Origin of the sequence: Burkholderia sp. Ac-20384, from assembly GCF_017104605.1 — a bacterium.
In the GTDB taxonomy this organism is placed as follows: Bacteria; Pseudomonadota; Gammaproteobacteria; order Burkholderiales; family Burkholderiaceae; genus Burkholderia; species Burkholderia lata.
This window is the reverse complement of record NZ_JAAGPE010000185.1, coordinates 1-19,703: the sequence shown is the minus strand read 5'-3', so window position 1 is coordinate 19,703 and position 19,703 is coordinate 1. Positions and strand designations below refer to the sequence as shown.

The following is a 19,703-nucleotide window of genomic DNA, read 5'->3' as shown; positions in this document are numbered from 1 at the left end:
CCAGCACGTCGACCAGGCGTTCGCGCTCGGGATGGCCGAGTGGCTCGACGGCTATACGCGGCTGCCGGTGCGCGTCGCGCGGCAGGGCAGCGTGCCGCAGGCCGGCGAGGTGCTGCTCGCGGCGACCAACGATCACCTGACCCTGTCGCCGCGCGGCGTGCTCGGCTATACGCGGCATCCGGTCGAGACGCCGTACCGGCCGTCGATCGACGTGTTCTTCAACAGCGTCGCCGACGGTTGGCAGGGCGAGGCATTCGGCGTGCTGCTGACGGGTATGGGGCGCGACGGCGCGCTCGGCCTGAAGGCGATGCGTGCGAAGGGCTGCTACACGATCGCGCAGGACGAGGCGACCAGCGCCGTCTACGGGATGCCGAAGGCGGCCGCGGCGATCGGCGCGGCGTCGGCGATCCTGCCGCTCGAGCGGATCGCGCCCCAACTGATCTCGCGCATCACGCGCCCGCTGCGCGACTGACGGCGTCCTGGGGGCGCGCGGCGCCGTCCCGTGGCCGCATTGCGGGCGGCGCGGGGCGTCGCGTACAATGGCGGCCAGCGGAGATGGCATGCCTCCCTGCGGTCGTATGCGGCGCGTTGTGCGCGGTGCGGCCCTCAACCGCCGGTTAGCCCGGCTGATGATGCCTGCGTGTTCCTGGGTCGTCAGGAGGTCGCAGGCCGTCCATGCGGGTTTCTGCCGCCCAGGTTTTGATGTTCCGTCGAATCTGGAAATCATGTTTTTCACGACTTCTGCCGATCTTCTCGCGACCGTGCGCTATGTGTGCCGCTGGCTCGCGCTCTCGGCCCTGCTTGGCACGCTGGCCGGCACGGCTTCCGCCCTATTCCTGATCTCGCTCGACTGGGCGACCGGCACGCGCGTCGCGCATCCGTGGCTGCTGTGGGGGCTGCCGGCCGCCGGTTTCGCAACCGGCTGGATCTACCATCGCTTCGGCCAGTCGGTCGCGCGCGGCAACAACCTGCTGATCGACGAGATCCACGACCCGAAGGCGCTGGTGCCGAAACGGATGGCGCCGCTCGTGCTCGTCGCGACCGTCGTCACGCACCTGTTCGGCGGCTCGGCCGGCCGCGAGGGCACGGCCGTGCAGATGGGCGGCGCGCTCGCCGATCGCATCACGCACGTGTTCCGTCTCGATCGAGAGCATCGCCGCGTGCTGCTGATGGGCGGCATCGCGGCCGGTTTCGCATCGGTGTTCGGCACGCCGCTCGCGGGCGCCGTGTTCGGGCTCGAAGTGCTCGCGATCGGGCGCGTGCGGTACGACGCGCTGCTGACCTGCGTTGCATCCGCGATCGTCGCGGACGTCGTCTGCCGCGCGTGGGGCGTGCATCACACGGCCTATGCGATTCCGTTCGTGCCGGCCGTGTCGGCGACGGGGCTGGCCGTGACGGTCGTCGCGGGCATCGCGTTCGGCGTGGTCGGGCGGCTGTTCGCGTTCGCGACGCACGCGCTGACCGCGTGGTTCAGGCGCGTCGTCCGCTATGCGCCGCTGCAGCCGGTGCTCGGCGGCCTGCTGGTCGCCGCGGCCGCCACCGCGCTGAACGTGCCGCAGTATCTCGGCCTCGGCATCCCGACGATCGAGGCGGCGTTCCACGGCCCGCTGCCGCTCTACGATTTCGCGGGCAAGTTCGCGTTTACCGTCGTCACGCTCGCGTCGGGGTTCAAGGGCGGCGAAGTGACGCCGCTGTTCTACATCGGCGCGACGCTCGGCAACGCGCTCGGCCAGGTGCTGGCGCTGCCGGTACCCGTGCTCGCGGGGCTCGGCTTCGTCGCGGTGTTCGCCGGTGCGGCCAATACGCCGATCGCGTCGACGATCATGGCGATCGAACTGTTCGGCGCGGATATCGGCGTGTATGCGATCGTCGCGTGTGTCGTCGCATATCTGTTCTCGGGGCACGCGGGGATCTATCGCGCACAGCGTGTGGCGGTGGGGAAGGGCGCGCAGGCGGAGGCGGAGTGAGGCGGGCGCGGAAGGCGGATTCGCCGCGGCTCCTTCGGGAGCGTGACGCATGCGATGTCGGAAGGGGAGCGTGTCGTTGCGGGTACATCTGATCGGGCCGGGCGGCGCCGGCAAGACCACGGTCGGGGCGCTCGTCGCGGCGCGCCTGAACTGGCGGTTCGTCGATGTGGATCAATGCTTCCTCGCCGCGCACGGGAACATCGCCGAGTTCATCCGGGATCGTGGCTATGCCGAGTACGCATCGCACAACGTCCGGCTGTACGAGCAACTCGAGCGCGACATGTCGGCGCCCACGATCTGCGCGGTTTCGTCCGGTTTCATGCTGTATCCGGACAATGTTGCGCCGACCTACCCGGCACTTCGCCGTGGCATCGAGGCGGACGGATTCACCGCGCTCCTGTTGCCGTCGTTCGATCTCGAACGCTGCGCGAAACTGGTCGTGGGCCGGCAAATGTCCCGGCCGTATCTGAATGCGAACGAAGCCGACGAGATGCGCAAGATCCGTGATCGGTTCCCTGCGTTCATGCGCCTGAACTGCAAGCGGTTTGAGAGCGACGGACCACCCGAACAGGTGGCGGCCGACATCGAACGCTTCATCGTGGCGTCGATGCCGTCGGGTGAACACGGTCCGCATCCGGTTGCGGGCGGTCGCCCGACGCATTCATGCTGTACTCAACAACGCGCCGGAAACCGGGAGGACGACATTCAATGACGCTGGAAAACTTTCTGACCGAAGCGCAGCACCTCGCCAGGCCATGCCATCAATACCGTTTCGCGGAAGACGGGGAACCGGTCACCGGCTACTGGCATGGCATCGAAGCGGGCGCATTGTGCCTTTCCGTCGAGCGCGACGGCACGTGGCTGAACGTGTATCTCGACGAGGATGGGACATCAGGCCGCGTGGAAACCGCCGCGCAACCTGTCCAGTCCGAACGCCCACTGTACCGATCCGACGCAACATCGCTCCCGCCGATCGACGCGGTGTTCCGCTTCGGCTCCGCTGCGATCGACACCTATCTCGACGCGCATGGCTGGCAACGCGACTGGGGATTGAACAGCAACTTCAAGGGCGTCGCGGCGCACGACTACGAGCGTGAGTGGATGGCGCAATGCCCGCTCTACACGGGCGGGGTGGTCGCCGTCGCGGGCGGGTGGAACATGCCCTGGCCCGACGACGACGCACTGATCGACCTCGATCTTGTCCTCTGGACGTTCGAGGAATCGGAGCCGTGGGTCGAGGTGTTTTCCGACGGCAGCCGGTACTCGGTGATCCAGCGGATCACCTAGCGTGCCGGCACCCGTTACTGCTTCGGCAGCCGCGCGACATGCCGCGCCAGCAGCTCCTCGATATCGATGCCTTTTTCCGCCAGCAATGCGGTGACGACGCCGTTCAGTTCGCCGAGCGTTTCCTTGACCGCTTCCCGGATCGTGTCGACGACCACCTGCGTGCTGCGCTCGATCTCGATGTTGACCGTGTCGTTGACGCCCTTTGCATCGAAGGTCGTCGCGCGGCGCGTTTCGGGAATCAGCCAGACATCGAACCAGCCTTCTTCGCGGTTGACGTCGGACACCGTCAAGCTGCAGCCGTTGATCGCGATATAACCCTTTGCGAACACATACCGCTTGAACGCCTCCGGCACGCCGATGCGCACCATCCGGTTATGTTCGGACATCGCGATGTGCCGGATGGTCCCGGTGAAGTCGACATGGCCGGACAGCGGGTGCCCGCCGATCTCCGCGCCGTCCTTCGCGGCCCGCTCCACGTTGACGTGACCGCCCGTTGCGAGATCGGCCAGCGTGGTGATCCGCAGGCTCGGCAGCATCACGTCGAAGTCGATCAGCTCCGGCGAATGGATGGTCGTCACCGTCAGGCAGACGCCGTCGACCGACACGCTGGCGCCGATCTCGATGTCGTCGGTAAAACGCTCTGGGAATTCGATGCTGAAGGTTCTCAGTTCCCCGTGATCGGCGATGGTCTTGATGGTGGCAACGCCCTGGACAATTCCTGTAAACATGGTCGATCCCTAGTCGCAAATTTCCTGGTCGACATGATAAGTGATCCCGGACGCGCCGGCCTTGCGGCGCGCGGCGTCGGGGCGGCAGGCGTGAGGCGCGGGCGCAAAAAAAGGCCGTGCACCTGGCACGGCCTCGATCCGGATCCGTTTATCGGCACGCGCCGGCGGTGATGACCGCACCGCCGGCGCGCGTTGCGACACGCTTGCATCACACCTCGGCCGGTTCGCCCAGCGGCCCGGCAGCGTCGTCCGCCGTGCGTCGCGGCGAATCGGCGAGCCCCTTCGCGAGTTCCAGCGCCTGCCGCTCGAACAGCCGGCGATAGATGCCGCCGTCGATCCGGATCAGCGCGTCGTGGCTGCCTTCCTCGATCACCTTGCCGCGATCGAGCACCAGCAGCCGGTCGAGCGCGCGCACGGTCGACAGCCGGTGCGCGACCACGAGCGTCGTGCGGCCGACCATCAGCCGCTCCATCGCCTGCTGGATCAGCAGCTCGCTTTCGCTGTCGAGGCTCGACGTGGCTTCGTCGAGGATCAGGATCGGCGCATCGGCGAGGAACGCGCGCGCGATCGCGACCCGCTGGCGCTCGCCGCCCGACAGCTTGATCCCGCGTTCGCCGACGAGCGTGTCATAGCCGTCCGGCAGCGTGGCGATGAAGTCGTGCGCGCTGGCCAGCCGCGCGGCGCGCTCGATGTCGGCCCGGCTCGCGTCGGGGCGCGCATACGCGATGTTCTCCGCGAGCGTGCGGTGGAACAGCACGGGCTCCTGCTGGACGATCGCGATCTGGCTGCGCAGCGAATCCTGTCGCACCTGCGCGATGTCCTGGCCGTCGATCGTGATGCGGCCGCCCGACACGTCGTACAGGCGCTGGATCAGCTTGATGAACGACGTCTTGCCCGACCCAGAGTGGCCGACGAGGCCCACGCGCTCGCACGGCGCGATCCGCATCGAGAAATCGTCGTACAGCGGCACCGGATGGTTGTCGTAGCGGAACGTCACGTGCTCGAAGCGGATCTCGCCTTGCCCGATCCGGATCGCCGGCGCGCCGGGACGATCGTCGATGCCGAGCGGCTGGCGTTCGAGCGCGACGAGTTCTTCCATGTCGTTCACCGAGCGCTGCAGGTTGCGGATGTGCATGCCGACGTCGCGCAGGTAGCCCTGCAGCATGAAGAACATCGTCAGCGCGAACGCGATGTCGCCGACGCTCGCCTCGTCGTTCGCCCACAGCCGCAGCGCGACGCCGATCATCGCGGCCTGCATCGCGACGAGCATCGCGCCCTGCAACCCGCCGTTGAACGTGCCGCGCACCCACGTGCGGCGCGTGCGTTGCCGCCACTTGCCGATCACGCGGGCGAGCCGCGCTTCCTCGCGGGTTTCCGCGCCGAACGCCTTGACGACCGCGTTGCAGCTCACGGCATCGGCGAGCGCGCCGCCCATGCGCGTGTCCCACAGGTTGCCGAGCCGCGCAGCCGGCGCGACGATGCCGAGCGACACCGCCACTGTCACCGTGATGTACAGCAGCGAACCCGCGCCGACGACGAGCCCCATCACGGGCCAGTGCGTGCCGAGCAGCACGGTGGCGCCGACGAGCATCGTGACCGACGGCAGCAGCGCGATCAGCACGGTGTCGTTCAGCAGGTCGAGTGCCCAGATCCCGCGCGTGATCTTGCGCACGGTCGAGCCCGCGAAGCTGTTCGCGTGCCAGTCGGTCGAGAAGCGCTGCACGCGATGGAACGACGCGGCCGCGATCTCGCTCATCATCTTCAGCGTGAGCGTGATGATGTTCAGGTAGACGCCTTGCCGCAGCACCGTCGCGCCGAGACCGAGCGCGGCGAGCGTGCCGAACGCGACGAGGGCCGCATGCCACGCGGCGGCGCGGTCGGTCAGGCCGGTCGACAGTGCGTCGACGAGGCGGCCGGCGAACAGCGGCGTGAGCACGTCGGCGAGCGCGGCGAGCAGCGCGAGGCTCGCGACCGTGGCGGTGCGGGCCGGCTGCTTGCGCCAGTAACGGAAGGTGAAGCCGAAGACGGCCTGGAATGCCTGGCCGCCCAGATGGGAGGTTTTTCTGGTCATTTATCGTTGCCCGGCGCATCGCGCGACGGGACTTTCCGGTTCGGAGAACATCGAAAACGCAACAGCCGGGCCGCGCGAAAATCGCGGGCGGAAAACGAAACGGGCTGTCGGGAAACGGCGCGGCTGACGGGTTAGCGGAAAACTCGGGAGCCGGCGCGGACGGCGGGCTGGATCAGCTGCGCCGTGGGACCACGTTCGGGAAGGTTGCTGGCATTCGGAACATCTGCACCTCCCCTGAAGTGAACGGTTGAAAGGACGCCGAAAAGACGTGAAAAGATTCTATCAGCAGTGTCGGGCGCGCCGCAACGTCTGACGAATGCGGCGTTGCAGCGTCGATACGGTTAGTATTCAGGGTTTCGGCCCTTCCTTTGCGGCCTTTCCCCAGTGCGGCAGCGCAAGGGCCGGCACACGCATCGATTACACTTCAGCGTCTGCGGCGCCCGCCGCCGCGGCCCTCGCAGATTCACCACGATACATTCCTGAGGAAACGATGAGCGACGTTCAGCAAGGCATCCTGACCCCGATCGATACGGCGGCCCGATACCTCACTTTCACGATGTCGAATGACGGCAATGTGGCGGCGGCGCTGGCCGCGCTGCGCGAGATCGTCGACGGACGCGACACGGTGGTCGGGTTCGGGCATGCGCTGGCGGCGCACCTCGGGCGCCCGGTGCCGGGCCTGACCGAATTCCCGGCGTTCGCGGTGAAGGACCGCACGCTGCCGGCGACGCCGGCCGACGTGTGGGTCTGGCTGCGCGGCGGCGACCGTGGCGAGATCGTGCTGCGCGCGCGGGCGATCGAGCGCGCGCTGGCACCGGCGTTCGCGCTGCAGGATGCGGTCGATGGTTTCCGCTATTCGAACGACCGCGACCTGTCCGGCTACGAGGACGGCACCGAGAACCCGGAAGGCGACGACGCGGTGGCCGCGGCGATCGTGACGGGGCAGGGCGCGGGGCTGGACGGGGCGAGCTTCGTCGCGGTCCAGCAATGGCTGCACGACTTCGACCAGATGGAGCGCATTCCGTCGGGCGACATGGACAACATCATCGGGCGTCGCCGCTCGGACAACGAAGAGCTCGACGACGCACCCGAGTTCGCGCACGTGAAGCGCACCGCGCAGGAAAGCTTCGAGCCCGAGGCGTTCATGCTGCGCCGTTCGTCGCCGTGGTCGGACGCGCGTCGCGCGGGCCTCTACTTCGTCGCGTTCGGCTGCTCGTTCCGTGCGTTCGACGTGCAGATGCGCCGCATGAGCGGCGCGGATGACGGGATTGTCGACGGCCTGTTCCGCTTCACGCGGCCGCTGACGGGTGCGTATTTCTGGTGCCCGCCGCTGAAGGACGGCAAGCTCGACCTGTCCGCGCTGGGACTGTAAGCGCCTGACGGGTTCGACGAAACGGGGGGCCGCGCATCGTGCGCGGCCCCCCGTTTCTTTTTGCGCGGCGATCGTGCGCCGCGTGCTTTCGTGCGTTGCGTGTCAGTTCAACGTCGTGTCGATCCGCGTGCCGCGCTTGATGAACTGCGTGACCGGTGTCTTCTCGCAGATTTCGGCGAGGCGCTGGCGTTGCGCTTCATCGAGCGGGCCGTCGAGCGTCACGACGCGGCGCACGTACTGCGTGCCGTCGCGATCGGCATGCAGCTCGGTGCGCACGTTGATGCGTGTGGCCGGCCACGTCTTGCGCTGCATATACATGCGCAGCGTCGCGGCCGTGCATTGTGCGAGGCCGGCCAGCACGAATTCGTACGGCGCGGGCCCGCGATCCTGGCCGCCTTCGCGCGGCGCTTCATCGCCGGTCAGCGCATGTGTGCCGGCCTGCAGCTGGACGACGTAGTCGGGCGCATCGGCGTCGAGGACGGCGGCGGCATGGATGAGCGACATGGCAAGTCTCCGGTCAGCAATAAGAAGGAAGCGGGCGCCGCGTGGCGGCGTGCAGCCGCCAGCATACCGTCCCGATCGTGACGACGCGCGCCGGGCGGCTACGCGTCGGCGGCGCCGGCGCTGCTGCGCACGAGCGCGGCGATACGTTCGCGCACCCACTGGTGCGGGCGATCGGCGTCGCGCGACTCGTGCCAGTACGCGAGGAGCGGGAACGGCTTGAGCCGCAACGGCAGCGGCCGCACGACGATCGGCAGCAGCGCGGCCATCCGCAACGCATAGGTGTGCGGCAGCGTGACCAGCAGGTTGCCGGTCGCGGCGATCTGGCATGCGGCGAAATAGTGCTGGCAGGTGAGCCGGATATCGCGGAAGCGTCCGTCGTTGCCGAGCAGCACGTCGAGCGATTGCGGTGCGCCGAGCGACGACACCGCGACATGCTGCGCCGCGAAATAGTCGCCGCGCCGCAGCGGGTCGCGCGCAAGCGGATGATCGGCGCGCAGCGCGACGACGAGCGAATCGTCGAGCAGGTGTTCGGTGGCGATGCGCGGGCCGGTCGGCACGCGGCGATCGACGGCGAGATCGAGATTGCCCGATGCGAGTTCGCGCTCGATGTCGGCCACCGCGATGCGGCGGCTCACGAGCCGCAGGCCGGGCGCTTCGTCGGCGAACGCGGCGACGATCCGCGGCAGCGCGATCGATTCGAGCACGTCGCGAATGCCGACCGCGATGCTCAGGTCGAGCGTCGCCGGATCGAATGCCGACGGTGCGCGCGCGGTGCCTTGCAGGCCTTTCAGGTGCAACTGTACGTCCGCGATGATCGAACGCGTGCGCTCGGTTGCGACGACGCGGTTGCCCTGCCGCACGAACAGCGGATCGTCGAAGTGCGCGCGCAGCCGGTTGAGCGCATGCGTGACGGCCGGCTGCGTGAGGTGCAGCGCGCGGGCGGCCGCGCCGATGCCGCCGTGTACATAGACGGCGTCGAGCACGCGAAACAGGTTCAGGTCGAGACGGTGATCGGCGGGCACGGGCGCGGGCGGCGTGGTGAAGGGTGGACCGATTCTAAAGGATGCGCAGGCAACGGATACGCGGGCTTTCCTGCGTGGCGATCGATGCCATTGGATAAGCGCCGTTATCGTTTGAGCCGATATTCGGTTGTGCATTTATCTCGATACCCGCCGCAATAAGTCGCAATGAAATGCGCGGATTGCGCCGCACACAATCGCAATAATCGACGATATCGGCCCGGGTAATTCCGCGCAGGCCTGCCTGTCACCCCTGACAGCCTGTAGTAATCCGCCATCATGCTGTCCACGTCGGCCATTTCGCGCCAAAGGCGCGACCCGTTCGGCTAAGATGCCGTCGCTTCATATTTCGGGATAGCCGTCCTGTCGCACGCATTCAAACCAAATATAAGCCTGACAGTTCGACGGTATTAGAAGAAGTCGAACAAGTCGGGGGCTTGGCCAGTGAATGCAGCAGATCAGAGATGGGTCGTTATCTATTTGAGTACGGGATTTTCGTTGGCCCAGGCCGCGCGTATTGGCGAGGCTTTCAACCTGGCGAATCGCCTGCACGCATACAGTGCTGACTACCAGCTGAAGTACGTGTCCGAAAGCGGGGGGCTGTTGCAGTCGTCCTCCGGCGTGAGCATCGCGGCCGATCCGCTCGGTGACGAGCACAGCCGCCGCGCGCTCGCGTTCTTTCATCTCCACGGTGACCGCGCGGCCGTCAACTGGGATGACGCATTGCAGCGTCGCCTCACGGACATTCGCCGTCATGCGCGCTGGATCGTCGACGGGATGGACCTGCCCACGCTGGCGGCCATGCAGCGTCCGTCGGCGGCGATCGAAGGGCGGCCGGGCCGGGGCGGGCGACGGGGCGCCACGACGGTCGAGCTGGAGGCCGGCGAAGCCGATGTGTTCGCCGCCGTGCTCGACATGTTCCGCGTCGACCTCGGCGACGGCGCCGCGCAGGAGATCGCCAGCAACATGCTGCGACCGGTCGAGCAACGCTATACGCAGTCGATGTGGGCCTTTCGCGAGCTGAGCGCGAGCCCGTCGATCCGGATGTCGGCGCAGCGGCTGCGCGCGCAGAGCGTGAACCGCATCTCGATCGCGAACGCCGCCCAGGCCGCCGCGATGAGCGAGCGCAATTTCCTGCGGCGCTTCAAGAAGGAAATCGGCGTGACGCCGACCGAGTTCGTCCAGCACGTGCGGCTCGAGCGCGCCTGCCACATGCTGGTCCACACGACGCTGCCGGCCGATAAAGTCGCGCGCCGCACCGGGTTCGGCAGCGGCGAGCGGCTCGCGAAGCTGTTTCGCCAGCGCATGCTGATGTCGCCGACCGAATTCCGCGTCACCGAGCGCGAAAGGATCCTCACCCGTGGCGTGAGGCCGGCCGATGCGGGCGACGGGGCCAGCGACGGCACCGGGGAGCATTGCGCCGCCTGAGCGGCCACGCGGAAGAAAACCGGGCGGATACCCGTAGAATCGTGCTGTCGCGATCTCGATCCCCGGTTTCCATGCCCCTCCTTCCCACTACCGCCACCGCCCCGTTCTGCCCGTCGGAAGTAAAGGGCAGCATCACGATCGATGCCGGTGCGCCGCGTTGGCTGAAGCTCAAGCGCTTCTTCGGCCCCGGCCTGCTGGTCGCGATCGGCTACATGGATCCCGGCAACTGGGCGACCGACATCCAGGCCGGCTCGCAGTTCGGCTATTCGCTGCTGTGGGTCGTCGCGTTCTCGAGCCTCGCGGCGATCTTCCTGCAGATGCTTGCGGCGCGGCTCGGCCTGGTGGCCGGCCGTGATCTCGCGCAGGCCAGCTACGACCGCTACGGCCGGTTCGGCCGCATCGTGCAGTGGGTGACCGCCGAAGTGTCGATCATCGCGTGCGACATCGCGGAAGTCCTCGGCTGCGCACTCGCGTTCAAGCTGCTGCTCGGCGTGCCGCTCGCGTGGGGGATCGTGCTGACTGCGCTCGATACGGTGATCGTGCTCGGCCTGCAGGGCAAGGGTTTCCGGCAGATCGAGGCGATCGTGCTTGGGCTGATCGCGACGATGGCGTTCTGCTTCGTCGCGCAGGTCGCGATCACGCCGCCCGACTGGCACGCGGTGGTCGGCGGGCTGGTGCCGGGCGATCCGGGCCACGACCGCAAGGACGCGATCGTGCTCGCGCTCGGCATCGTCGGCGCGACGATCATGCCGCACAACCTGTACCTGCATTCGTCGGTCGTGCAGACGCGGCGCGTGGTCGGCGGGGCGCGCGGGATGATCCGCGACACACTGGCGCTGGTGCGCATCGATACCTTCGTGTCGCTGTTCGTCGCGATGCTCGTCAACGCGGCGATCCTGGTCGTTGCGGGCGCGGCGTTCCACGCGACGGGCCAGCACAACGTGACCGACATCGAGCAGGCCTACAAGCTGATTACGCCGATCGCGGGCGGCGCGGCCGCGCTGCTGTTCGGCATCGCGCTGCTCGCGTCGGGGCAGAGCTCGACGCTGACCGGCACGATCGCCGGCCAGGTGATCATGGACGGCTTCCTGCATACGAAGATCCCGTGCTACCAGCGCCGGCTGATCACGCGCGGGCTCGCGCTCGTGCCGGCGCTGATCGGCGTGCTGTGGCTCGGCGACGGCTCGGTCGGGCAACTGCTGGTGTGGAGCCAGGTACTGCTGAGCCTGCAGCTCCCGTTCGCGATGTGGCCGCTGATCCGCTCGGTCAGCGATCGCAACACGATGGGCGAGCACACGATCGGGCGCGGGATGCAAATCGCCGCGTGGGCGCTGTTCGCCGTCATCACCGGCACGAACCTGTTGCTGATTACCGGTGTCGCGGGCTGATACAGCCTGTCACAGGCTGACACAGTCGCGCGGCGCGCATGCGGTAAACTGCGGCCTTTCGATCGTCGTCCGAAGTCCGTTATGTGGAGTGAAATCAGCAACATCGGCGATGCCGCGCTGACCTTGCCGATCGCGCTGACGTGCGCGGCGTGGTTCGCGCTGACCGACTGGCGCCTCGCCGTCCGCTGGGGCGTGCTGCTCGCCGCCGGCATGGGCCTCGTCGGCGCCACCAAGATTCTCTATGCCGGGTGCGGCATCGAGCTGCCGCAATTCGATTTCCGCGTGATCAGCGGCCATACGATGCTGTCGACGTCCGTGTGGACCGTCGCGCTGTCGATGCTGTGGCTGGCGTTCCGGCCGGGCAAGGCGCCCGGCATCGCGGCCGGGCTGGCCGTCGGCGCGGTCACCGCCGTCGCGCGCGTGTTCGATCATTCGCACACCGTTCCGGAAGTGATCGTCGGCTGGATGCTCGGCGCGCTGGTCGCGCTGCTGTTCCTGCGCGGCTACGACCGCGCACGGCAGCGCGCGTTCTCGCCGCGCGTCGCGGCCGTCTGCCTGCTGCTCGTGTCGGGCATCGCGTACGGGCATCGTGCGCCGTTCCAGCAGATGATCGATACCCACTCGCCGCAACTCTGCGCGTTCGTGCGCGCGCCGTCGGGCGACGGATTCTGACGATAGCCGGTCGCGGCGCCCCGGCGCCGCTTTCTTGCCGCCGGCATTCTCCCGGCGGTTGCACGATTCCACACGGTTCATCTTCCCGATTGCTGTCGCGTCTGCGCGGAACGCAGCGCTCCGTCATTCCGTGAATCAACGAGCCGGCCGGTCGACACGACTCGCGGGAGCCGCCGGCCCGTGCATGCGCGCCGGCACACGAAGGTCATGAACCTTGTCTATGACCGGGCATAACGATTATTCATTTCATCGATTGGTGGCATTCGCGTACGCTGGCTGTCGTTCAACCGGGGCAGGCTGCCCGGCCCGTCCGGCACGCGTCAGGTTCCTCTCGATATACTCGTGGAAACCGTGCGGCGCCTCGCGTGATGTCGAGGCACGGTCAACCGGCCCGTGGCGGCCGGGGCAGGCACGGCAAACCCGTCTCGGCAGCGTTCCGCGACGACGATTCACGATAGGAGCAGGTCACATGACAGTCGTTTCTTCGCGCCTTGCCGGCAAGTGCGCATACATCACGGGCGCCGCGGGCGGCCTCGGTCGCGCGATCGCGCGCCGGATGGTCGAGCAGGGCGCGCGCGTGTTCGTGACCGACATCGCCGACGCGGCGGTGCTCGACGCGTTCGCACAGGAACTCAACGCGGGCCACGCAACGCCGGTCGCGTTCGCCGCGACGCAGGACGTGCGCGACGAAGCGCGCTGGCAGGCGCTGCTCGCGCAGGCGGTCGATGCGATGGGCGGGCTGTCGGTGCTCGTCAACAACGCGGGCGTCGGCTCGATCGGCTCGCCCGCGCAGATCGAGCTGGACGAATGGCGGCGCGTGATGGCGATCAACGTCGAGAGCATCGTGCTCGGCTGCAAGCATGCGCTGTCGTATCTGGCCGAAAGCCATCCCGCTTCGATCATCAACATCTCGTCGGTCGCCGCGTTCAAGGTCGAGCCGGATTTCACCGCGTACAACGCGTCGAAGGCGGCGGTCGCATCGCTGACGAAGTCGGTCGCGATCGACTGCGCACGCCGCGAGATCGACGTGCGCTGCAACTCGATTCACCCGGCGTTCATCCGCACGGGGATCGTCGAGCCGCTGTTCCAGTCGCTCGGCGAACGCGACGCGACGCGCAAGCTCGCGCGCGGCATTCCGCTGCGCCGGCTCGGCGACCCGGACGACGTCGCGCACGCAGCCGTGTATCTCGCGTCCGACGAGAGCCGCTTCGTGACGGCCGCCGAACTCGTGATCGACGGCGGCATGTGCGCGGTCTGACGCGCATCCCGAACTACAACGACCGGAGGAGAACATCGTGTCCACACCCGTGAACCGCCAACTGCTGCTGAAGACGCGCCCGGAAGGGCGGGTCGGCCGCGAACACTTTTCGCTCGTCGAGACGCCGGTACCGGCACTCGCGGACGGCGAGGTGCTCGTGCGCGTGCTGTACCTGTCGATGGACCCGACCAACCGCGTGTGGATGAGCGACGTGCCGCAGTACCTGCCGCCCGTCGCGATCGGCGAGGTGATGCGCGCGCTCGGCATCGGGCGCGTGGTGGCGTCGCGCAATGCGGGGTTCGCGGAAGGCGATCTCGTGCAGGGGCTCGTCGGCTGGCAGGACTATGCGGTCGTGCCGGCCGACCAGGCTGCGCAGCTCGTGAAGCTGCCCGCGGCGTCGGGCCTGCCGCTGCCGACGCTGCTCGGCGCGTGCGGGATGAGCGGGCTGACCGCGTACTACGGGCTGACGGACATCACGCCGGTGCAGCCGGGCGAGACGCTCGTGGTATCGGCGGCGGCCGGCTCGGTCGGCTCGATCGCCGGGCAGATCGGCAAGATCCACGGCGCGCGCGTGGTCGGCATTGCGGGCGGCGCGGACAAGTGCCGCTACCTGACCGAGACGCTCGGCTTCGATGCGGCCGTCGATTACAAGGCCGACGATTTCCGTCAGCAGCTGAAGGCGGCGACGCCGGACGGCGTGCACGTGAATTTCGAAAATGTCGGCGGCGAGGTGATGCGCGCGGTGCTGTCGCGGATGGTGATCGGCGGGCGCGTCGCGCTGTGCGGCGTGATCTCGAACTACAACAGCGGGCGCGCGGCGGACGATGTCGGCGTGCTGATCTCGAAGCGGCTGACGATGCGCGGCTTCCTGATCCTCGACTATCGCAAGAGTCGCGAGGCCGTGCAGACGCTCGCGGGCTGGCTGCGCGACGGCCGCCTCAAGGCCGAGGAGACTGTTGCAGACGGTCTCGAGAACGCGCCCGATGTGCTGAATCGCCTGTTCGACGGCGACCATCGCGGCAAGCTCGTGCTGCGCGTCGATCCCGACGCGTGACCGGCCCGCGGTACGGCGTGCGATGCCGTTCGCACGCTGCCGCGAGCGCGTGTCGAACGCGGGGCGTTCGATCGATCGTGTCTTAGTTTCGGACTTGTCCCATATATTGTCCGGACGTCTCTCCCTAAAGTGATTGCCAGCAGACAGGCGGCGTGACCGACGCGTCACGCCGTCTTTTTTTCTGGTCACGCGGCAGAGGAGAGGGAACATGCGAAACGACGCGAAGCGGGCGGCATCGGTGGCGATGCGCGATCGAACGGTGCGGTGTGCCGGTGCCGTGCGGAAGATCGCAATCGGGCTTGGCGTGGTGTTCGCGATGTCGAATGCGGTGGCGGCCGGGCACGCCGCGTCAGGCGGTGTCGTGCGGTTCGCGGGTGCGCTCGTCGATCTCTACGACGTGACGCTCGACGCACGATCGGGCGTGGCGGTCGAAGGACGAGAGACGGCGCGCGGCGGGGCAGCGGCAACGCTGCGATTCGATGCGCATGGCCGGCGTTTGCCGGGTGCCCATGTGGCGCTGGTCGGGCCCGACGGTGCGCCGTTCGCGCCGGATGTCGCTTCGCGTGTGCGTGCAACGTGGCGCAATGCGCATGACGATCGAAGCGTGCCGCTGGTATCGGGTCGCACGTATCGCGTGGGTCCGTATGGCGGCGTGATGATGCTGGCGGCGGATGAGGAAACGGGCGCCGTGGCGCCCGTCGTGATTCGCATTCGTCATCCGTGACGGCGCGTGTTGGCAGGTGCGTGGCACGCGGCCACGCCATGCATCATTCGCCCTGTTCGGAGCGTGCGTAGATGTCCCAGCTCGCCATGAACAGCGCGGCGACGAGCGGCCCGATCACGAAGCCGGTGATGCCGAACAGCGCCATCCCGCCGAGCGTCGAGATCAGCACAACCCAGTCGGGCATCTTCGTGTCCTTGCCGACGAGGATCGGGCGCAGCAGGTTGTCGACGAGGCCGATCACGCCCACGCAGAACGCGACGAGGATCGCGCATTTCCAGAGCGCGCCGATCATCAGGAAATAGAGCGCGGCCGGCACCCACACGAGGCTCGCGCCGATCGCGGGCAGCAGCGACAGGAACGCCATCAGCGCGCCCCACAGCACGACGCCTTCGATCCCGAGGATCCAGAAGATCAGGCCGCCGAGCGCGCCCTGCACGAGCGCGACCGCGATGTTGCCCTTCACCGTCGCGCGCACGACCGTCGTGAATTTCGCCAGCAGCAGGTTCTTGTGCTCGTCGTCGAGCGGCAGCGCGCGGCGCACGCGGCGGCCGATCTCGCCGCCGTCGCGCAGCAGGAAGAACACCATGTACAGCATCACGCCGAAGCTCACGACGAACTGGAACGTGTTCTGGCCGATGCTGAGTGCCTGGGTTGCCGCGAGCTGGCTGATCTGCGCCGCGCCGTCCGTCAGTTTCTTCTGGATGCCGGGCAGATTGCTCAGCCCGTATTTCTGCAGCAGGTGCTGGATCGACGACGGCAGCGCGTGGATGATGTCCTGGAAGTATTGCGAATAGTTCGGCTGCGCGGTCTTGATTTCCTGGTACACGTACGCGATTTCCTGCACGAGCGTCGCGGCGACGAACACGAGCGGCAGGATCACGATCAGGACGATCAGCGACAGCGTCACGAGCGCGGCCAGGTTGCGCCGCTTGCCGAAGCGTGCGGCGAGCCAGCGCTGCACGGGCTGGAACAGGATCGCGAGAATGGTGCCCCAGAACACGGCTCCGGAAAACGGCGCGAGGATCCAGCAGAGTCCGACGGTGACCGCGGCCAGCAGGAAATAGAAGAATTTTTGGTGGTCGTGTCCGCTTTCCATGGATGACATTCGCGCAGATTGATGCGTGGTTTGATTGAATCTCGTTGCCCCGCGCACGATCGGTTCACGATCGTCACGGGTTCGCGGCGAAATGCGCTGCGGGGCGGCCCGAAGCGGAGTATGCCCGCAAAGGTGCCGCCATCATAGCCGCTGCGGGTGGCGCATGCGAAAACGCCGCGGCCGAGGCCGCGGCGCTGCCGGGAAGCAAACGCGGCGCGGTGCCGCGTGCCGCATCGTCAGATATTGAGCTTCGTGACCTTGGTGCCGTTCACCGACAGGTCGCCCATCAAGCCTGCGTTGGTCAGGACCAGCACCTCGACCGGGGCGGTGGCCGTGTTGGAGTCGACCGCGCCGTTCGCGCCGACCTTCACGACCGCGACCGATGCGTCGGCGCCTGCGGCCCAGCCTTCGGACTTGCGGAACGAGTCGAGCGCATCCTGCGTCATGAACAGGAACACGATCGCCTTCGACTGCGCGCCGGCCTGCAGGCCGACCGACAGCGACGACGTGTTGTAGTAGCCGACCGTGCTGCCGCCGACGCGCAGCGCGCCGTTGCCGGACTGGCCGCCCACGATGAAGCCGGCCTGCAGCACGTTCGGGAACACGAGCACGCCGCGCGATTTCGCGACGAGTTCACGCGAACCCGGCACCGTCGAATAGAGGCGCGACAGCGTCGCGTTGACGCTGGCGTCGATCGACTGGCGCTTCGACGCGCTGGTCGACGCGTTCTCGGGTTTGTCGGGCGTGGTCGTGCAGCCGGCGAGCGCGAGGCTGCCGAGCAGGACGGCGGCGGCGGCTTTCATGGCAAAGGCTTTTTGCATGGCGTTTCTCCTTCGTTTGTCTGATTGAGGACGGACGGGGCGGGCGCGTGGTGGCCGGCTCCGTTCAACGGCGGGCAAGGAGCAGGCCCGCAACGAACGCGAGGCCGGCGACGACGCCGGCGGTTTGCCACGGGTTGTCTTGTACGACCTGCGACACGCGTTCGGCCGAATCGCGCAGCCGGGCGACCGCGCTGCCCGACGCATGGTCGAGCGTGCTGCGTGCTTCATCGAGCCGGGATTGCACGCGCTTGCGCAGCGCGGCGATATCGCCGTCGCCATCGTTTTTCAGCAGATCTTCCAGTTCGTCGACCAGCCCGCGCAGATCGTCGGTGACATCGGCATGCAGGTCGCGGGCCGCCGAGCGCGTCGTGCGTCCCACGCGCCGGCCCGTGCGACGAATGTCGGACAGGCCGCGGTCCAGCTTGTGTTCGATCGAGTCGGTGAGCGCCATGGTGTTTATCCTCCTTCGATTCAAGGCAAATTTGAAGATAAGACGAATCCCAGCAACCTGTGTGATTCACTTGGCCCGATTTTGTTTCGAGACAAATTTTCAATTCGTCGGCAAGATTGCCGCGAAGCCCCGCCACACGGGGCGGCACGGCGATTGAAAAAAATTCGCATTCCGGGCGAAGCGGCGTATCGAGCTGCGGTACGCGGTGAAGGTCCGGTAAATATCGCGTCGCCAGGGCCATCAGGTAAATAGTGCCGTTGCAGGCCTTGTGCTGATGCAAATGCACTAATCGACGCTTGTTCGACGAGCACGGTTCGTGCCCGAGGTGGCGAACGCGCCGCTATCGCCAAGCGCGACGTCGATCACGACGGGATCGTGATCCGATGACCGGTATGCGTCGGGTGCGTAATAAGTCGCCCGTTGCGCGGACGTTTTGTAATCGGGCACGGGTTGCAGGGCGACCGGTTCGTCGGCGTTGATGTGCCAGACGTGCACGGCCTTCACGCGCGCGGCGAGCGGCGGCGTGGCGAGCGCGTGGTCGAGGCTGCCCGCTTCGCCGCGAAATACGTAGCTGTACGCAGCATCGCCGACGAAGCGGGCGACCAGGTTCGCGTAGCCGCGCGATTCGAGCGCGCGCACCGGATCTTCCTTCGCGTAGCTGTTCAGGTCGCCGATCAGCAGGACGCCATCGGCCGCGGTGCCAGCAGGCGACGTGGCGAGCCAGTCGGCGACGCGTGTGGCGGCTCGCGTGCGCGCTGCGTTCCAGCAGCCCTGGCCGTCCGACTGGTCGCGATCAGCGCCGGTCGCGTTCGGGCAGTTCTTCGATTTCAGGTGATTGACCGCGACCGTGAAGGCACGCGTGCCGCCGATGCGCCGGAATGTCTGCGCGAGCGGCGGGCGGTGCCGGCCGCCGAGTGCGACGGTCGCGGCGCGCCCGATCGGCTCGACCGTGCGGCTGTCGTACAGCAGCGCGACGGCGATCGCATCGCGGCCGAGCCGCGCGGTGCCGGGATCGATCACGTGCCAGCCGTCGCCGAGTTGAGTGGCGAGACGCTGCACGGCGCTCGCGTCGCCGTAGCCGTTGTTCGCGATTTCCATCAGCCCGATCACGTCGGCACGCAGCGCGCGCAACGCCGCGACGATCTTCGCCTCCTGCCGCGCGAACGCGGCGGGCGTTTTCGCGCCGCGCTTGGCCGGGGCATCGAATCCGCCGCCATTCCCGTCGCCGTTGAAATAGTTGAATACGTTGAACGACACGATACGCACGTCGGCATCGGGATGCCGGGCCGGTGCACCGGTACGCGGGTTCGCGGCGGCATCGAATAGCGGCGCCGCGCCGGCCACCGGTTGCAGCCGCCACGCGCCGTAGCGCAGTTCGAGCACGCCTTCGACGCCACGTACCGTGTAGCCGGCACGTAGCGTGTTGGCGGCACTCAGTGCAGGCGGCGGATAGCGCACGGTCGCGGGATCGCGGCGGTTCGAACCGTCGTCGAGCACGATGCGGTTGCGCGCGTTCGCGATCGCGGCGGCTTCGACCGGAGGTGCAACGTGGGTCGGGATGCGCAGCCGGCCGTTGCTGAGGACGACGCTGCCGTAGCGGCCGAGTTCGTGGGTATTGCTGACCGTCAGCGTTTGCGGCAGGCGCACCCGCATGCCTTCAAGCGCGGCCAGCACGGATAGCGTGGCGACCGGCAGCGTGAGCGTGGCAGGCGTGACCTTTTGCCCGTGCGCGCAGACGTTCACGCCGCCCGACAGCGTGAATTGCGTCCGGCCGTATCGCTCGTCGACGCGGCCCGTGAGATGCACGAGATCGCCGGCCTTCGCACGCGCGTCCGGCGCGTACACGAACACGCCTTCCGGGAA

At 67.6% G+C, this 19,703-nt stretch carries 18 protein-coding genes, 1 pseudogene and 1 riboswitch; of the genes and pseudogenes, 11 read left to right on the top strand and 8 right to left on the bottom strand.

What is annotated here, in order from left to right; translation table 11 throughout:
• From G3O00_RS27525 to G3O00_RS27510, 4 genes are all read left to right on the top strand, one after another.
• Positions 1–472 (top strand): chemotaxis protein CheB (locus tag G3O00_RS27525; RefSeq protein WP_277399323.1); only part of this gene is annotated, 472 nt, incomplete at its 5' end.
• A gap of 70 nt (positions 473–542) precedes the next feature.
• A riboswitch (Fluoride riboswitch) is annotated at positions 543–646 on the top strand.
• Between the two features lie 79 nt (positions 647–725).
• The gene (locus G3O00_RS27520) at positions 726–1,967 is read left to right on the top strand and encodes a voltage-gated chloride channel family protein (protein ID WP_206144897.1); all 1,242 of its coding nucleotides are present in this window, start codon (positions 726–728) and stop codon (positions 1,965–1,967) included.
• Between the two features lie 70 nt (positions 1,968–2,037).
• On the top strand, positions 2,038–2,679 hold the full coding sequence (locus G3O00_RS27515) for a shikimate kinase (RefSeq protein WP_346779003.1): 642 nt from the start codon (positions 2,038–2,040) through the stop codon (positions 2,677–2,679).
• Complete coding sequence (locus G3O00_RS27510; protein WP_206144896.1) at positions 2,676–3,254, top strand: hypothetical protein; 579 nt, start codon at positions 2,676–2,678, stop codon at positions 3,252–3,254. Before G3O00_RS27515 ends, G3O00_RS27510 begins: the two co-directional genes overlap by 4 nt.
• Before the next feature lie 14 nt (positions 3,255–3,268).
• Here G3O00_RS27510 and G3O00_RS27505 read toward each other — a convergent pair whose 3' ends face one another.
• Complete coding sequence (locus G3O00_RS27505) at positions 3,269–3,982, bottom strand: riboflavin synthase subunit alpha (RefSeq protein WP_174931867.1); 714 nt, start codon at positions 3,980–3,982, stop codon at positions 3,269–3,271.
• A gap of 208 nt (positions 3,983–4,190) precedes the next feature.
• Positions 4,191–6,053 (bottom strand): ABC transporter ATP-binding protein, encoded by a 1,863-nt coding sequence (locus G3O00_RS27500; RefSeq protein ID WP_206144895.1) that lies wholly within the window; start codon positions 6,051–6,053, stop codon positions 4,191–4,193.
• Positions 6,054–6,543: 490 nt separating this feature from the next.
• Between G3O00_RS27500 and G3O00_RS27495 the strand changes: the two genes are divergently transcribed.
• Complete coding sequence (locus tag G3O00_RS27495) at positions 6,544–7,425, top strand: Dyp-type peroxidase (protein ID WP_206144894.1); 882 nt, start codon at positions 6,544–6,546, stop codon at positions 7,423–7,425.
• 102 nt (positions 7,426–7,527) lie between these two features.
• Here the strand turns inward: G3O00_RS27495 and G3O00_RS27490 are convergent, their stop codons facing one another.
• Together G3O00_RS27490 and G3O00_RS27485 are read right to left on the bottom strand one after the other, a co-directional pair.
• Positions 7,528–7,929: an OsmC family protein gene (locus G3O00_RS27490; protein ID WP_206144893.1), complete on the bottom strand. Its 402-nt coding sequence runs from the start codon at positions 7,927–7,929 to the stop codon at positions 7,528–7,530.
• A gap of 98 nt (positions 7,930–8,027) precedes the next feature.
• Entirely contained in the window at positions 8,028–8,951 is a 924-nt protein-coding gene (locus tag G3O00_RS27485; RefSeq protein WP_206144892.1) for a LysR family transcriptional regulator, read from the bottom strand.
• 495 nt (positions 8,952–9,446) lie between these two features.
• On the opposite strand from G3O00_RS27485, the pseudogene G3O00_RS27480 reads away from it, so the two are divergent.
• The 6 genes and pseudogenes from G3O00_RS27480 (at position 9,447) to G3O00_RS27455 (ending at position 15,472) form a co-directional block, all read left to right on the top strand.
• Positions 9,447–10,499, top strand: a pseudogene (locus G3O00_RS27480) (helix-turn-helix domain-containing protein).
• Positions 10,448–11,764 carry an Nramp family divalent metal transporter gene (locus G3O00_RS27475; RefSeq protein WP_174931871.1) on the top strand — a complete coding sequence of 439 codons (1,317 nt, stop codon included), beginning with the start codon at positions 10,448–10,450 and terminating at the stop codon, positions 11,762–11,764. The pseudogene G3O00_RS27480 and the gene G3O00_RS27475 overlap by 52 nt, the downstream one beginning before the upstream one ends.
• A gap of 81 nt (positions 11,765–11,845) precedes the next feature.
• Complete coding sequence (locus G3O00_RS27470) at positions 11,846–12,436, top strand: phosphatase PAP2 family protein (RefSeq protein WP_206144891.1); 591 nt, start codon at positions 11,846–11,848, stop codon at positions 12,434–12,436.
• Positions 12,437–12,905: 469 nt separating this feature from the next.
• The gene (locus G3O00_RS27465; RefSeq protein ID WP_206144890.1) at positions 12,906–13,694 is read left to right on the top strand and encodes an SDR family oxidoreductase; all 789 of its coding nucleotides are present in this window, start codon (positions 12,906–12,908) and stop codon (positions 13,692–13,694) included.
• Between the two features lie 37 nt (positions 13,695–13,731).
• Entirely contained in the window at positions 13,732–14,748 is a 1,017-nt protein-coding gene (locus G3O00_RS27460) for an NADP-dependent oxidoreductase (protein WP_011355884.1), read from the top strand.
• 208 nt (positions 14,749–14,956) lie between these two features.
• Complete coding sequence (locus G3O00_RS27455) at positions 14,957–15,472, top strand: thioesterase (RefSeq protein WP_206144889.1); 516 nt, start codon at positions 14,957–14,959, stop codon at positions 15,470–15,472.
• Positions 15,473–15,515: 43 nt separating this feature from the next.
• On the opposite strand, the gene G3O00_RS27450 is transcribed toward G3O00_RS27455, so the two are convergent.
• The 4 genes from G3O00_RS27450 to G3O00_RS27435 form a co-directional block, all read right to left on the bottom strand.
• Positions 15,516–16,568 carry an AI-2E family transporter gene (locus G3O00_RS27450; protein WP_041493358.1) on the bottom strand — a complete coding sequence of 351 codons (1,053 nt, stop codon included), beginning with the start codon at positions 16,566–16,568 and terminating at the stop codon, positions 15,516–15,518.
• A 236-nt stretch (positions 16,569–16,804) separates the two neighbouring features.
• Positions 16,805–17,389, bottom strand: coding sequence for a YSC84-related protein (locus tag G3O00_RS27445; protein ID WP_011355881.1), 585 nt, complete (start codon positions 17,387–17,389; stop codon positions 16,805–16,807).
• A gap of 64 nt (positions 17,390–17,453) precedes the next feature.
• Positions 17,454–17,840 (bottom strand): DUF883 family protein, encoded by a 387-nt coding sequence (locus G3O00_RS27440; RefSeq protein ID WP_011355880.1) that lies wholly within the window; start codon positions 17,838–17,840, stop codon positions 17,454–17,456.
• A gap of 285 nt (positions 17,841–18,125) precedes the next feature.
• Positions 18,126–19,703: ExeM/NucH family extracellular endonuclease (locus G3O00_RS27435; protein ID WP_206144888.1), on the bottom strand; the 1,578-nt coding region annotated here is incomplete at its 5' end.